Below are 15,585 nucleotides of genomic sequence, written 5' to 3'. Positions count from 1 at the left end.
ATGGCTACTCTTTCCAAAGTATTCTAATTCATAAAGCACAAAATGTCGTGGTCCTACAACCCCAGCAATGCCGTAACATTACTGGTTTGGGCTAATCCGCGTTCGCTCGCCACTACTAGCGGAATCACTATTGTTTTCTTCTCCTCCGGGTACTTAGATGTTTCAGTTCTCCGGGTTTGCCCCATTTCTGGTGATATATCTTCAATATACCGGGTTGCCCCATTCGGATATCTACGGATCAATTCTTGTGTGCAGATCCCCGTAGCTTTTCGCAGCTTATCACGTCCTTCATCGCCTCTGAGAGCCTAGGCATTCCCCATACGCCCTTAATTAGCTTATTGTACTTATTGCTCTTTTAAGGGCTTATGTATAAAATACATAAACCTTTATATTATAATGAGTTAATCATATTATATTCATATTCTTGCGTATATAACCGGCTAGGTTACATACGACTTCTCGTATTCTTTAATTATTTCCCAATATGTCAATGAACGTTTTCCCATAATCAGTATAAAATCTATGTAAATAAAAACGTATTGCACTTTCGTGAATCCTGTGTTTTTAAAAACTATATCCTTTATACCTAAGGATGATAATTACTATAAAGTAACTATCTTGGTGGAGAATATCGGAGTCGAACCGATGACCTCCTGCGTGCAAGGCAGGCGCTCTAGCCAGCTGAGCTAATCCCCCATTTTTATGAAATTCCGATGATGACATCAGTTTTCGAATGACGAAGTAATGATTCTCAACTTCTAAAATTTCCTTCAAAATGTAATACAATGAACATCACGATTTATTAAGCTTTCGCGAAAGCACAACTAACAATCAAACATATCTTTTAAAATATGTCTACTTATTAATTAGTAGTCTCAGGCAGACTCGAACTGCCGACCTCTACATTATCAGTGTAGCGCTCTAACCAGCTGAGCTATGAGACTGTAATTAAACAATCTATAGTTGTTAAGTAATAGTCTTAAGTAAAAAACTCAATACTAAAGTCTAACTACTATTTACTTGTTTATTAAAATTAAATCGACAGCTATTGAAAACTAAAACCTATTTTAACCTTTCGGTCGTAAGTCGTTTGCTGTGTATTATTGATATTGTTACATATAAATATATAACGCACAATAACAGGGACAAGCTCTAGAAAGGAGGTGTTCCAGCCGCACCTTCCGGTACGGCTACCTTGTTACGACTTAGCCCTAGTTACCAGTTTTACCCTAGGCCGCTCCTTACGGTGACGGACTTCAGGTACCCCCAGCTTCCATGGCTTGACGGGCGGTGTGTACAAGGCCCGGGAACGTATTCACCGGATCATGGCTGATATCCGATTACTAGCGATTCCAGCTTCATGGAGTCGAGTTGCAGACTCCAATCCGAACTGAGATAGGGTTTATAGATTCGCTCCTGGTCGCCCAGTGGCTGCTCTCTGTCCCTACCATTGTAGCACGTGTGTGGCCCAGGACGTAAGGGCCGTGATGATTTGACGTCATCCCCACCTTCCTCACGGTTTGCACCGGCAGTCTGGCTAGAGTTCCCGACATTACTCGCTGGCAACTAACCACAGGGGTTGCGCTCGTTATAGGACTTAACCTGACACCTCACGGCACGAGCTGACGACAACCATGCAGCACCTTGTAAATTGTCCGAAGAAAAAACTATCTCTAGTCCTGTCAATCTACATTTAAGCCCTGGTAAGGTTCCTCGCGTATCATCGAATTAAACCACATGCTCCACCGCTTGTGCGGGCCCCCGTCAATTCCTTTGAGTTTCATTCTTGCGAACGTACTCCCCAGGTGGGATACTTATCACTTTCGCTTAGTCACTCAGCCCGAAAGCCAAACAACTAGTATCCATCGTTTACGGCGTAGACTACCAGGGTATCTAATCCTGTTCGCTACCTACGCTTTCGTCCATCAGCGTCAATATATTGTTAGTGATCTGCCTTCGCAATCGGTATTCTATGTAATCTCTAAGCATTTCACCGCTACACTACATATTCTAACCACTTCACAATAATTCAAGACATACAGTATCAATGGCAATTCTATGGTTGAGCCACAGACTTTCACCACTGACTTATATGCCCGCCTACGGACCCTTTAAACCCAATGATTCCGGATAACGCTTGCACCCTCCGTATTACCGCGGCTGCTGGCACGGAGTTAGCCGGTGCTTATTCTTATGGTACCGTCATCAGTCTACACGTAGACCTTATTCTTCCCATATAAAAGTAGTTTACAACCCATAGGGCAGTCTTCCTACACGCGGCATGGCTGGATCAGAGTTGCCTCCATTGTCCAATATTCCTCACTGCTGCCTCCCGTAGGAGTCTGGTCCGTGTCTCAGTACCAGTGTGGGGGATCTCCCTCTCAGGACCCCTATCTATCGTAGTCTTGGTAAGCCGTTACCTTACCAACAAACTAATAGAACGCATAGTCATCTTATACCGCCGAAACTTTAATGTCCAAATGATGCCATTCAAACATACTATGGGGTATTAATCTTCGTTTCCAAAGGCTATCCCCCAGTATAAGGTAGATTCTATACGCGTTACGCACCCGTGCGCCGGTCGTCAGCAAGTAGCAAGCTACCTCTGTTACCCCTCGACTTGCATGTGTTAAGCCTGCCGCTAGCGTTCATCCTGAGCCAGGATCAAACTCTTCATCGTGTATTGTAAATAAATTTAACTCCTCACGACTCGAAATATCTGGTCAATAATAAACTTCTAGTTTTCAAATTCTTTGTAATAATACCCGAAGGTATTAATACGCGCTGTCAATTCAATAAATCAATGAACTTTCTCTACCACTATTAATAGCAGAAAACTCTTGCAAATGCTAAGGATTCGAACCTCAAATTAGAATAACTAATCTTCCAAAACATCTCAATAAAAACTTTTGAACTTCGCTAGATATATTACTGTTTCTCTAAGCGGGTGCAAATATACAACTGTTTTTTAAACTCACAACTTAATCTTAAAAATAATCGAAAATTTAATTTTCAACCTCTAAAACTAAGTAACAATCGCAATGAACATAACTCCCAAATAACCTCCAGTTGTTAGCGGCTGCAAAACTACAACCTTTTTCCTAATCACAAACTATCTTTTGAAAAATAATTTGAAGAAATAAAAACAAACTTTTTGAAGACATTTAAAAGAACAACCGCTTGCTGTTAAGCGGGTGGCAAAGATACACCGAAGTTCTAATCTGACAAGAATATTCTTAAGAAAATTTTAAGGAAATATGCAACTCGCTGTAAATACAAGAAGTAGCTTTTAAAATAACTTAAATGACACCTCAACAACCATAAAAGAACCCTGTTTTATACTCCATAAACTCAGAGAAACTAGCAATTCCTACCTCAGCAAACATCAAATAGCTGCAAAAACCACCCTAGATATTTTCGCGAAAGCGATACAGGGTAATTATACCATATAATAGGTATGCTATTACTCTACTCCTTTCTCCTTCCACTTATCTGATAATTCTAAAAACTCAAAGTCTAAAGCGCTAGGCTGTGTTTCTAGAATTCTTGATTGAAAAGAGCGTTGCAGTATATCTTCTATAAGGAAATCTTCTTCCTCGTTTACTGGATCAAACTCTCTCTTAAGTGATATGTCAAAAGCACTGGCGGTAGTATTGTACCAGAATGCTCTCCAACCGCTACGCAACCTCTTTATCAATTCGAATGCTGTCTCGCCTGTTTGACGGTGTATGAGCTTAATAAGTATTTGTCCTTCGGTGCGTGTGAGTTTCTTAAGCTCTGCCGAAAATTCTCCTTCTAAATATTTATGAATGATTTTTGTGTACTTCTTTCTTGCGCGTTTACCCTCTATAGAATCTAATCTACTATTTAATTCCACAAGCCTATCTGCAGCAAGTTTTGCGTAAGGAAAAACCTTTCTGGTTTTTCGGCGTAATATTAAATAGCGTCTGCGGTCTTCTTTGTTATCAAATTTTAATCTTTTAAAAACGATAACCTCATTAAGATCTATAGCGCTCCTTGGGATGGTGTCTCCCTGAATGATGTAATATTCAATTGCTACCTCTGTCGAATCTACAGGAGTTTCTTGGGCTTGAGCAAACCCTGCTATGAATACTATTATATATAGAAGATTATGTATGCGCATCTTTTTCTTTCGCTTTAAGCTAAAATCGTTCCAAAATTAGGTATTAGACCTCTATAACGTTATAAACTCTTGGTTAATATTCTTACTTTTAAAGAAAATATTATTCTATGGCTTCAAAAAGCATTTTAAATAAAAAGTCTCTAGACTTTCTCGAACGTTACCTCAACAACGCTGCTCCTACTGGTTATGAGTGGGACGGTCAAAAGTTGTGGATGGATTATCTCACTCCTTATGTAGATGAATTTATCACAGATACCTATGGAACTGCAGTTGCAGTAATTAATCCAGACGCAAAATATAAAGTAGTAATAGAAGGACATGCAGACGAAATATCTTGGTATGTAAATTATATAGCAGATAACGGACTTATATATGTAATACGTAATGGCGGTAGTGATCACCAGATTGCTCCCTCTAAGATTGTAAATGTGCACACTAAGGATGGCATTGTAAAAGGAGTTTTTGGGTGGCCAGCAATTCACACTCGCGATAAGTCTAAAGAAGAAGCTCCAAAACCTGATAACATTTTTATAGATGTAGGCGCAGCAGATAAAGAAGAAGTTGAAAAAATGGGCATATTTGTGGGCTGTGTAATCACTTACCCAGATACGTTCCATGTTTTAAACGGAAATAAATTTGTGTGCCGTGCGATAGATAATCGTGCAGGTGGCTTTATGATTGCAGAAGTTGCTAGACTACTTCATGAGAATAAAAAGACCTTACCTTTTGGTCTTTATATTACAAATTCTGTACAAGAGGAAATAGGGTTACGTGGGGCACAAATGATTGCAGAGCGCATCAAGCCTAATGTGGCAATCGTTACAGATGTAACTCATGACACCACAACGCCTATGATAGAGATGAAAAAGCAAGGACATGTAGAACTAGGTAAAGGACCCGTGATCGCTTATGCTCCTGCGGTACAGCAAAAGCTACGTGATCGTATTACAGAAACAGCCGAAAAGAATAAACTTCCTTTCCAGAGAGCTGCACTTTCTCGTGCTACGGGTACAGATACAGATGCATTTGCTTATAGCGGTAGCGGCGTAGCCTCTGCCCTTATATCACTACCATTAAGATATATGCACACTACTGTAGAAATGGTGCACCGTGAAGATGTAGAAAATGTGATTAAACTTATATATGAAACGCTACTTACTATAGAAGATGGTGAGACATTCTCTTATTTTGAATAATCCGCTTTAGCGAAAAATTGAAATAAAATAACCCGTTCAATCATATTGAACGGGTTATTACTTTTAAAACTCTGAAGAATCCTCTATGGAATCCACTTCTTCTCAAAATTAGGTGCTCTTTTTTCTAGAAAGGCATTTCTACCCTCTACAGCTTCGTCTGTCATATATGCAAGACGTGTCGCTTCTCCGGCAAAAACTTGTTGCCCCACCATGCCATCATCTGTAAGGTTCATGGCAAACTTGAGCATCTTTATAGAGATAGGTGATTTGGCAAGAATTTCTTGCGCCCACTCGTATGCAGTATCTTCTAGCTCTGCATGTGGTATTACGGCATTTACCATTCCCATCTCATAAGCTTCCTGCGCAGAATAGTTTCTACCTAAGAAGAAAATCTCTCTTGCTTTCTTCTGCCCTACCATTTTTGCGAGGTAAGCACTTCCATAACCACCGTCAAAAGAAGTTACATCTGCATCTGTCTGTTTAAAAATTGCGTGCTCCTTACTTGCAAGTGTTAGGTCACAAACTACGTGCAGGCTGTGCCCTCCTCCCACTGCCCACCCTGGAACAACAGCAATTACTGCCTTAGGCATAAAACGTATAAGACGTTGCACTTCTAGTATGTTAAGTCTATGATATCCATCCTCTCCTACATATCCTTCTTTACCGCGAGCTTTTTGATCACCACCAGAGCAAAAACTATATACACCATCCTTAGATGATGGCCCTTCAGCAGATAGAAGTACTACACCTATAGATCTATCCTCATTTGCATCATAAAAGGCATCATATAATTCCTTTGTAGTATTAGGTCTAAATGCGTTTCGCACATCTGGCCTATTAAATGCTATTCTCGCTACTCCATTACTCTTCTTATAAGTAATGTCTTTGTATTCTTTGGCTGTTTGCCAGTTTGGCTTATCCATAAAATGCTATTTTAGCGTAAAAATAATTCTTTATTCCTAGACCGATGAAAAAAGTAGTACTAAGTGTGATGGTTGTTTTTGCTTTCGCGAAAGCGTACTACGCACAAGAAGTTACCACCGCTCCCTATATTTTTACAGATACTATTGATTTACAAGCTACAGCTGTTATAAGTCAAGGCGTCACTGGAACCTGCTGGAGCTTTAGCACATCTTCTTTTTTAGAAAGTGAAATACTTAGACTTACAGGCAAGAATGTAGATCTGTCTGAAATGTATACGGTAAGGAATATATATCCAGAAAAAGCAGATAACTATATAATGAGACAAGGAGGCGCACAGTTTTCTGAGGGTGGGCTTGCTCATGATGTATTACATAGTGTAACAAATTATGGATTAGTTCCCGACGCTGCTTATACTGGACTTGCTGACACAAAAGAAACTCATAATCATGCCGAAATGGTAGCAGTGTTACATGCTATGCTAGACACCTACGTCGATAATCCTGGGCGCACCTTGAGCAAAAAATGGAAAGAGGCCGTGAACAAAGTGCTAGATGTGTATCTAGGAGAAAACTTAGCTACATTTAATTATAATGGTAAAACTTATTCTCCTAAAGAGTTTGCGAGAGAAATGAAAGTAAATCCTGAAAACTATGTGACGCTTACTTCTTTTACGTACCATCCATTTTACACTTCATTTATACTTAATATTCCTGATAACTTTTCAAATGGATCAATGTACAATCTCCCGCTAGATGAATTTATAAGTAATATAGATCACGCACTAGACAATGGGTTTACAGTTACACTTGACTGTGATGTGAGCGAACTCACATTTTCTTCAAAACATGGTGTAGCCGTGATTCCTTCTCATGATGAGAATAAGAGGATTGCCGTCTTAGGTCCAGAACTAGAAAAAACAATCTCTCAAGAGTATAGACAAGAGGAGTTTGAAAACTACAACACTACAGATGACCACCTAATGCATATCACAGGGAAAGCAACCGATCAAAATGGAACTGTTTACTATAAAGTAAAAAATTCATGGGGAACAGATCCCGCAAAGACTACTTATGATGGTTATGTGTATATGAGCGTTGCTTATATGAGATTAAAAGCTATTTCTGTACTACTTCATAAGGAAGGGCTTTTAAAACAAACTTCAAGAAAAATTACTTTTTAAAATCGACAAAGTGACATGTATCATCGATTAATTACATACATAAGCTAAACCGCAGTAATATAGTAACTTACAATCCCAAAAATTGTAATTCAAATTATCTTTGAGCCATCAACAACAAGCTATTAAAGTCGATGAGTATAAGGGAATTAAAGTCTTTAGAAGAAATTGAAACTATATATCATCTAGATATCGGGTCTGTAACTATGTTTAAAAATTACCTTGTTACAGAGTTTAAAGAAGGTGTACTACTTGACACAAAAAATTATCAATACCTGGCATCACTTATAAAAGATCATTTTGAACATTTAGACACATTTGGATATATATCTAATAGACTTAACGCATACGCTGTTGTTCCCACAGCGCTTATGAATACTGAGCCTTTTAATATCCCTAAAGCGAAGGTTGCTATTGTAAGTTATAACGAAACTAGTAAAAGGTCTTCCATTTTTGAAAGCAAATTTTATCCCTTTAAACCAGAAATATTTGACAATCTTCCTAATGCAGTTGCATGGGTAACTAGTGATGAGCTTATCACTAATTGCTAACCAACTAATTAAAAACATCCATATATAAAAAAACAGCAGGCAGCTCATAGAGCTGCCTGCTGTTTTTGTTACTTATTTAAGGAAACTTAATCTATAAGATGTATTCCATCCTCCTTTATTAGGATTTTACGATCTCTGTATAAAGTTCCTATTGCCTTTTTAAAACTCTTTTTACTTAAACCTAATTGGTTCTGTATATCTACCGGATCAGATTTATCATGTAAAGTCATGAATCCGTCATTTGCTTGAAGTTCGTCAAAGATATACTGCGCATTAGGCTCTATACTTTTATATCCTTCTTCTTGAAGTACTAAGTCAATTTTTCCATCTGGGCGTATTTTCTTTACCCATGCTTCAAGTTTATCACCAGTTCTTATATCCTCAAAAATATCTTCCTTATATATAAGACCTTTATGTTTTCCATCTACAATTGCATTTGCACCGCGCTCTGTAATGTGTGAAATAATCACCTCTACTTTATCAAATTTCTTTACCTCAATATTATCGTTAGATAAATACTTCATGGTTTTACTTGTTGCTGCAAGACGATTTGTTTTTGCGTCTAGATACATATACACGATGTACCAGCTACCTACTTTCATAGGTCTAGCTTGTTGAGCAAAAGGCACGAAAAGTTCTTTCTCAAGACCCCAATCTAAAAATGCTCCTACTTCATTTACCGCAGTACATCTTAAATAACCAAAGTTATTAAGCTCTATAAACGGCTTAAGAGTCGTCGCTACTGGTCTTTCTTCATGATCTAGATAAACATACACGTTAAGTTCATCCCATATTTTATATTCTTCTGGAACATATTTATTGGGTAACAAAACATCATCTCCTGCTTCATTAGAAAGAAAAAGCCCAGGCTCTGTCTCTCTATCTATTCTCATTATATGGTACTTTCCTATATCTAACATAATCTTAATTAAAATGCAAAAATACGATTACTTAAATTACAAACAACCATCTACTATAGACTTAATCTATAGGGTAGAAAACGATAAAACTTCAAGCACAATGTCAAATACAAATTAAGTAATTTAATAGTTACCTCATAAAAAAACGCCTTGAGGGTAAGTCAAGGCGTTTTTAGATATTGTAAGAGTAATCTATTTGTAAACAGACTCTTTCTTAAAGTGCTTTGCTAGCATATAGTATACTACTGCACGGTATTTATTACGATTAGACTTTCCGTATGTTTCAAGAACACTATCGATAGCCTTATCTAGGTCTGCGCTATCTGCAAGACCTAGCTTTTTTATTAAGAAGTTATTCTTAACAGTAGCGATTTCAGAATCAGAACCTCCAGAAACTGTAGATGAGTCTTTATTATAGATAGACGGTCCACAACCTATTGTTACTTTTGTAAGGAAATCCATATCTGGAGTTACTCCACATTTGTTCTTTAAATCATCTGCATATTTGGCGATGAGTTCTTCTCTTTTGCTCATAATTGTATTGTTACTAGTTTAGTTAATTCTTTATTACATCTTAAAGATAAACAAAAAGTTAAACTATCCTTAAAAAAGATCACTTGATAAAGTTAAAGTAATCAAGTAGCACTTTATCGTTGATTTTGCGCGGTGTGAAGATTTCAAGCAAAGCAGGTTTATCATTTGATGCATATAACTCCGCTTTCGCGAAAGCACAACTCTCCTCACTATCTGCTTTCAAGTATTTGAAATTATACATCTCACATAACTTCTCTGCCGAAAGGTCGTGCGTAGTTTCAAAAAACTCATCAAAGTTATCTGTGTTCTTATCCTTATTAGGTAGAATACGGAAAATGCCTCCTCCACTATTGTTTATAACGATGATTTTAAAATCTTGCGGAATATTCTTATTCCACAGTGCATTGCTATCGTAAAAGAAACTTAGCTCTCCCGTGATGAATGTAGTAGGCTTCGCACTTACCATAGCAGCACCTATTGCTGTACTCGTGCTTCCGTCTATACCACTAGTTCCTCTATTACAATAAACCTCAAGCGTTTTATTAATATCAAATAGCTGTGCATATCTTACAGTACTACTATTACCTAGTTGTAGCATTGAGTGATCTGGAATCTCACTGAGAATATGGTCAAATGCTTTAAAGTCGCACCATTCCATTTGGTTTATATACTCTGTATGCAGCACATCACGTTTTTCTCGTATAGTAAGCCATTCATGTTGGTAAACACTCTTAGTGTATGAAGTGTGCTCTCGCAAGTTTTCTAAAAAGTGGGAAGCCGAAGTTTCAAAATGTTTATTAAGACAGAAATAAGTGTCATAAGCTTTCTTTGCATCTACGTGCCAGTGCTGCTGTGGCTGATAATTTCTAATAAAAGCTTTTACCTTTTTTGAAACTACCATTCCTCCGAAGGTTAATAGAATATCTGGTTGCAATGCTTTGAAACCGTCGTCATCTAGACTACCGATTATGTTATCTATGCGAGTAAAGAAATTAGGGTGAGAAACATTTGATGTAGTCTCTGTAAAAACAATAACACTAGGATCATTACCTAACATATCAAGTAATGATTGTTCCATCACATTAGGCCCTTGTACTCCAATTATTACAAGCTTACGTGTTGCATGATTCCAGCTATCCATATAGGGTTGTAACTCGTCTAAAGATAGCTGACCAATAATTTTATGAGGTGCTACTTCTATAGGTTTTGCTATCGCCACATCTGTCATTTCATACAAAGGCTCGTAAAAAGGAACATTGATGTGTACTGGACCAGATTGTTCGATCGCTATATTAAGCGCTTTATTAATCTCTTGATCATTATGTCGCTGACTCTCCTTTATTTTCTGAGCAACCTTAGTATCCGTAACCTCATTTACAGGCACTAATTCGGAGTATAAGTTTGCCGAATATAAAATGTGATTTTCAAAAACGTTCTTTTGTCTTATCGTTTGTCCATCTCCTATATCTATACGTTCAATAGGTCTATCGGCACTTATAGCAATGAGCGGGATATCACTGTAAAAAGCTTCGGAGATTGCTGGATAGTAATTGAGTAAAGCACTACCAGAAGTACATACAATAGCCACGGGCTTTCTAGATTGTTGTGCAATTCCTAAAGCTACAAAAGCAGCACAGCGCTCATCTACAATGCTGTATGCTTTTATGTTTGGATTTTTTGTAAACTCAATGGTGAGCGGTGCGTTACGGGATCCTGGAGATATAATAACCGTATCAATTCCTTTACTTAAGCAAAGGTGAACGATAGATTGTGCTACAGGAATTTTAGAGTGAATCATTAGTAACAAAAATACGATTTCTACCATTTAGAATTGAGCATCTATAATCAGGAATTATAGAAAATTTGAGAAATTTAGTAACTCAAATCGTACACTTCATATTATGTAGTGCGCAGTACTTTTGCTACAGTTTGTAATTTATTTACCGTTTCCTCCCACTCAGCTACCGCATCACTTGATGCTGTTACTCCGCCACCTACATATAACTGTGCTCCACTGGCGTCTACCTCCATACATCTCAGGTTTACAAATAAATGCGTATGCTTTTTTATGGCGCTATAAGCAAGATTCTCAACATTCCTACGTGTGCTTGCTCTCTTTTTTTCTGTTTTGTAATTAAGTTCCCCTAAGAAACCTGTGTAATAAGAACGAGCATATCCTTCATTATTGAGGATAAATTCCTTTGCTTCTTCTTTTGGTAGTCCGCAAACGGCTGGTGTCGGATGTAGAGCATTTATAACAGCAGCTATGCTAGTTTCATTTTCATTTATGATTGAAGAAATATCGGTCTTGAGGTGCAGCAAAGTTCCCGCTTGCTGGGTCGTAACATCAGAAACTTGAAGATTTTTTACAAGCGTCGATAGATTTTCGACAATAGAATCTGTCACAAATTGTTGTTCCTCTTGTTCTTTTTCTCCCCAGACCACATCAGAACTAACGCTTGTTTTCTGAGTTCCAGCTAGCGACATTGTATGCAAACGTCTATTGTTTATAGATAACAATGTTTCTGGCGTAGCTCCTAGCCATAGACCTACATTAGGGTGATACCAGCAATACACAAACGCGGTCTTATAAGTCCCAAGTAATCGCTTAAAAATCTCAACAGGAGACTCATAATTATGTGGTATATTTTGCTTTCGCGAAAGCACCACTTTCTTCATAGCCGTATCTGCTATGGCTTCAATTCCTCTATTTACTAGTTTAACATGAGCCTCACGATCCTCGTTTGTATGGTTAACTAAGATTGTTTCTGCTTCTAATAGCATCTCATTTTCAAAGGAATCTAGTTCCATTGCAAAAGACTCTTCGGCAGGAATTAAGACAGTCTCTGATGTTGATGCATCAAAAGGAGCAAACACAAAGCCGCTTTCTGAGAAGTCATTTACTTCATGAAGAGTTTCATCATCTTGTAAAAGCGCATGAATCTTTTCTTCATTAGGTTTTCTATAAACCACAAATGGTAATGTACTTTCAAAATGCTCTTCGATATGTTCAAAAAAGTCTGTGCTACCCATTAGTTCCTAGGCAAAGCGATTGTAGTCAGTTTACATTTTGAAATAAGGGCATCGTTTTCATCTACTACATCAATGTTCCAAAGCTGGGTGGTTCTACCTTTATGTATAAATGTAGCCTTTGCATAGACCATCCCATCGCGTTTACTCTTTACATGATTTGCCGAGATTTCTATACCTCTTATAGTATGCTCCTGGTTGAGAAACATAAAACTAGCCGCGCTGCCTACACTCTCTGCAAGTGCAACCATTGCACCTCCATGCAACACTCCATCTGGCTGATGTACTTTTGGAGTTACAGGCATTTGTGCTACAAGAAAATCCTCTCCAAAATCTATATAAGTAATATCTAAGGTTTCCATTAAAGTGTTTTTACAACTCTCTGCTAGACGTGCTAGTACTTCTTCTTTGTTATTTTTCATATAAATCTTTAAAGCGAACAAATTATAGATACTTTCGCATATCAAATTTCGTTAATATTGAACACAAAACCCTCTATTATGATTAAAAAGACACTAGCTATCACATTACTTATACTTACATTTATCTCTTGTGATAAAATTGACGAGCTCACTAAATTTGACATAGACTACACTACAAATTTTACCATACAAGCTACTACACTTCTAGGTACGCCATTTGATATTGTTACTCCAGAGACCACCACAAACTCAGAGTCAAAATTTGAGAATAATAATACAAACTCTAGTCTTGTAGAAAGTGTGAAGTTAACCACATTAAGACTTGACCTTCAAACACCTGCTTCTGGTGATTTTGATTTCTTAAATGACATTTTTATTTACATCACTGCAGATGGTCTTCCAGAGCAACTCATCGCTTCAAAAGTGGGCATCCCAGAAAATGGTGCACGCTCACTTACGCTAGATATAGAAAATGTAGAGCTTGAAGAGTATATCAAAAAGGATTCTTACAGATTGCGCACAGAAACAACAACAGATCAAACCATCGAGTCTGATCATGAAATTGAGATTTATACTAAATTTAAAGTCGATGCAGAGATTTTAGGAGTATAATAACTCATAACATATCGCTTCTTAAAAAATGTGTCGTATTTTTAAATACGACACATTTTTTTTGATATGAAAGTAAAGACATTAGAAAACGAAAGAGCAAAATTACTTGCCTTAGAGAATTACCATTACAGTGATCTTCTTCCTCTCTCAAAAGAAGTAGACCTCAACGCCTATGGCGGTTCGGATATATCTACGGGGCCTAAACTAAAGGCGTACATAAAGGATGCAATAGAAAGACGTGAGCTGGGTACAGCATTACCTTTTATTATTTTTGACAAAAAACTTTGCAAATTTGCTGGCTCCACACGTTATGGAAATATAGATGATGTCAATAAAATTGTCCATATAGGATGGACGTGGCTTGGAGAAGATTTTCGCGGAAGCGGTCTTAACTTACATGTCAAGTTTCTCATGCTACGGTATGCTTTTGAAAAACTTCGTTATGAACGCGTGGAGTTTCGTATCGACGAGCGCAATATTCGCTCAAGAAAAGCAGTAGAAAAGCTAGGCGCTATCTTAGAAGGTATCATGCGCAAGGATATTATTACAAAAAATGGTAGACGTCGTAATTCTTGTTGCTATTCAATTCTCAAAGAAGAATGGGAAGAAATCAAGAACACACGATTTATTGATATTCTAGATAATAAAGAAGAGTAGATGTATTTAAAGTACGCTTTCGCGAAAGCGATCACTTACACCTCAACGTTTGCAAAATCAAATCTCACCATTCCATCATCATCTATAGAAGTTAGCTCCACTTCGTGTAATGTATTTACAAGTTCTGGATTCCAAGGTGATTTTACTTTTACGTAATTTTCTGTAAACCCGTGAATGTAGCCTTCCTTATTCTCACTTTCAAAAAGTACAGTGCGCATACTGTTTAATTGGGACTCATAGAATGCTCTACGCATTTTGGCTGAAAGTCCTCGTAGCATTTTACTACGTTTACTACGCACCTTTTTAGGCACTTCTCCTTCCATCGTAGCGGCAGGAGTATTATCACGTTCTGAATATGTAAAGACATGTAAGTAAGAGATATCTAATCCGGTAAGGAAATTATAAGTTTCTAGAAAATCCTCATCTGTTTCTCCCGGAAAACCTACGATTACGTCTACACCTATACAAGCTTGAGGCATTACCTCTTTGATTTTGGCAACACGGTCTACATATAACTCGCGTTGATAACGGCGACGCATCAACCCAAGAATCTTATTGCTTCCACTCTGTAATGGGATATGAAAATGAGGTACAAATGTGCGTGACTTAGACACCACATCAATTGTTTCATTTTTAAGTAGATTAGGCTCTATAGAAGATATTCTTAAGCGCTCTATTCCTTCTACTTTATCAAGCTCTTGTACGAGTTCTAAAAAAGTATGCTCGTGCTTCTTGTTTCCAAACTCTCCTTTACCGTAATCTCCTATATTAACTCCAGTAAGTACAATCTCTTTTATGTCTTGCGCAGCTATTTTTGAAGCGTTGTCCAATACATTTTGTAATGTATCACTTCTAGAAATACCTCTAGCAAGGGGTATCGTACAATAGGTACATTTATAATCACAACCATCTTGCACTTTTAAAAAGGCACGAGTTCGATCTCCTATAGAATAAGAGCTCACATAGAAATCTGCATCTTGAATCTCACAAGCGTGTACTTCTCCACCTTCCTTAGATCTATCTGGATTATCTAGTAAATCATTAATATAACTAGTGACATTAAACTTCTCTGTCGCTCCAAGAACGAGATCTACACCATCTACATCAGCAAGCTCTTCTGGTTTAAGTTGTGCATAACAACCTACTGCGACAGTAACTCCTTCTGGATTTACCTTTTGAGCTTGTTTTACAATAGACTTAAAACGCTTATCTGCATTTTCTGTCACACTACATGTATTTATCACGTAGACATCTGCAGGCTCAGAAAACTCAACTTTATCAAATCCCTCTTGCCCAAAACTACGAGCAATGGTACTAGTCTCTGAAAAATTCAGTTTACAACCTAGTGTATAAAATGCGACTTTCTTTTTAGAGGACATGTGATGATGATTTGTAAAAATTGCTCAAATTTTGAGGAC

Annotated in this window: 13 protein-coding genes, 2 tRNA genes and 2 rRNA genes (1 of these 17 only partly in view); 5 read left to right on the top strand and 12 right to left on the bottom strand. The window is 37.5% G+C overall.

The window, feature by feature from the left end; translation table 11 throughout:
* The 5 genes from KRODI_RS10865 to KRODI_RS10845 all read right to left on the bottom strand — a co-directional run.
* Positions 1–340, bottom strand: a 23S ribosomal RNA gene (locus tag KRODI_RS10865); it reaches 2,487 nt to the left of the window's first position.
* Between the two features lie 279 nt (positions 341–619).
* A tRNA-Ala gene (locus tag KRODI_RS10860) sits at positions 620–696 on the bottom strand.
* Between the two features lie 174 nt (positions 697–870).
* Positions 871–944, bottom strand: a tRNA-Ile gene (locus KRODI_RS10855).
* A gap of 212 nt (positions 945–1,156) precedes the next feature.
* A 16S ribosomal RNA gene (locus tag KRODI_RS10850) occupies positions 1,157–2,680 on the bottom strand.
* The 16S and 23S rRNA genes sit together here with 2 tRNA genes alongside, the layout of an rRNA operon.
* Before the next feature lie 783 nt (positions 2,681–3,463).
* Entirely contained in the window at positions 3,464–4,144 is a 681-nt protein-coding gene (locus tag KRODI_RS10845; RefSeq protein WP_013751650.1) for a DUF4294 domain-containing protein, read from the bottom strand.
* A gap of 107 nt (positions 4,145–4,251) precedes the next feature.
* Between KRODI_RS10845 and KRODI_RS10840 the strand changes: the two genes are divergently transcribed.
* On the top strand, positions 4,252–5,340 hold the full coding sequence (locus tag KRODI_RS10840) for a M42 family metallopeptidase (RefSeq protein WP_013751649.1): 1,089 nt from the start codon (positions 4,252–4,254) through the stop codon (positions 5,338–5,340).
* 83 nt (positions 5,341–5,423) lie between these two features.
* Here the strand turns inward: KRODI_RS10840 and KRODI_RS10835 are convergent, their stop codons facing one another.
* The gene (locus tag KRODI_RS10835; protein ID WP_013751648.1) at positions 5,424–6,263 is read right to left on the bottom strand and encodes a 1,4-dihydroxy-2-naphthoyl-CoA synthase; all 840 of its coding nucleotides are present in this window, start codon (positions 6,261–6,263) and stop codon (positions 5,424–5,426) included.
* Between the two features lie 44 nt (positions 6,264–6,307).
* Here KRODI_RS10835 and KRODI_RS10830 point away from each other — a divergent pair, with 44 nt between their 5' ends.
* Together KRODI_RS10830 and KRODI_RS15135 are read left to right on the top strand one after the other, a co-directional pair.
* Positions 6,308–7,444 (top strand): C1 family peptidase, encoded by a 1,137-nt coding sequence (locus tag KRODI_RS10830; RefSeq protein ID WP_013751647.1) that lies wholly within the window; start codon positions 6,308–6,310, stop codon positions 7,442–7,444.
* 131 nt (positions 7,445–7,575) lie between these two features.
* The gene (locus KRODI_RS15135; protein ID WP_013751646.1) at positions 7,576–7,992 is read left to right on the top strand and encodes a hypothetical protein; all 417 of its coding nucleotides are present in this window, start codon (positions 7,576–7,578) and stop codon (positions 7,990–7,992) included.
* Positions 7,993–8,078: 86 nt separating this feature from the next.
* Here KRODI_RS15135 and KRODI_RS10820 read toward each other — a convergent pair whose 3' ends face one another.
* The 5 genes from KRODI_RS10820 to KRODI_RS10800 form a co-directional block, all read right to left on the bottom strand.
* Positions 8,079–8,912, bottom strand: a complete 834-nt coding sequence (locus KRODI_RS10820) for a S1 RNA-binding domain-containing protein (protein WP_013751645.1) — start codon at positions 8,910–8,912, stop codon at positions 8,079–8,081.
* A 192-nt stretch (positions 8,913–9,104) separates the two neighbouring features.
* Positions 9,105–9,446 (bottom strand): DUF2853 family protein, encoded by a 342-nt coding sequence (locus tag KRODI_RS10815; RefSeq protein ID WP_013751644.1) that lies wholly within the window; start codon positions 9,444–9,446, stop codon positions 9,105–9,107.
* A gap of 79 nt (positions 9,447–9,525) precedes the next feature.
* Complete coding sequence (gene menD, locus KRODI_RS10810; RefSeq protein WP_041295685.1) at positions 9,526–11,244, bottom strand: 2-succinyl-5-enolpyruvyl-6-hydroxy-3-cyclohexene-1-carboxylic-acid synthase; 1,719 nt, start codon at positions 11,242–11,244, stop codon at positions 9,526–9,528.
* Between the two features lie 101 nt (positions 11,245–11,345).
* The gene (locus KRODI_RS10805) at positions 11,346–12,479 is read right to left on the bottom strand and encodes a chorismate-binding protein (RefSeq protein ID WP_013751642.1); all 1,134 of its coding nucleotides are present in this window, start codon (positions 12,477–12,479) and stop codon (positions 11,346–11,348) included.
* The gene (locus tag KRODI_RS10800) at positions 12,479–12,898 is read right to left on the bottom strand and encodes a PaaI family thioesterase (RefSeq protein ID WP_013751641.1); all 420 of its coding nucleotides are present in this window, start codon (positions 12,896–12,898) and stop codon (positions 12,479–12,481) included. The genes KRODI_RS10805 and KRODI_RS10800 overlap by 1 nt, the downstream gene beginning before the upstream one ends.
* A gap of 78 nt (positions 12,899–12,976) precedes the next feature.
* Here KRODI_RS10800 and KRODI_RS10795 point away from each other — a divergent pair, with 78 nt between their 5' ends.
* Positions 12,977–13,510, top strand: coding sequence for a hypothetical protein (locus tag KRODI_RS10795; protein WP_013751640.1), 534 nt, complete (start codon positions 12,977–12,979; stop codon positions 13,508–13,510).
* A 66-nt stretch (positions 13,511–13,576) separates the two neighbouring features.
* Positions 13,577–14,167 carry a GNAT family N-acetyltransferase gene (locus tag KRODI_RS10790; RefSeq protein WP_013751639.1) on the top strand — a complete coding sequence of 197 codons (591 nt, stop codon included), beginning with the start codon at positions 13,577–13,579 and terminating at the stop codon, positions 14,165–14,167.
* A gap of 35 nt (positions 14,168–14,202) precedes the next feature.
* Here KRODI_RS10790 and mtaB read toward each other — a convergent pair whose 3' ends face one another.
* Positions 14,203–15,546 (bottom strand): tRNA (N(6)-L-threonylcarbamoyladenosine(37)-C(2))-methylthiotransferase MtaB, encoded by a 1,344-nt coding sequence (gene mtaB, locus KRODI_RS10785; protein WP_013751638.1) that lies wholly within the window; start codon positions 15,544–15,546, stop codon positions 14,203–14,205.
* Between the last annotated feature and the right edge of the window lie 39 nt (positions 15,547–15,585).

The sequence above is a fragment of the Dokdonia sp. 4H-3-7-5 genome (assembly GCF_000212355.1).
Lineage (GTDB): Bacteria > Bacteroidota > Bacteroidia > Flavobacteriales > Flavobacteriaceae > Dokdonia.
The sequence above is the reverse complement of the archived record's forward strand: the minus strand, read 5'-3'. Positions and strand labels throughout refer to the sequence as shown.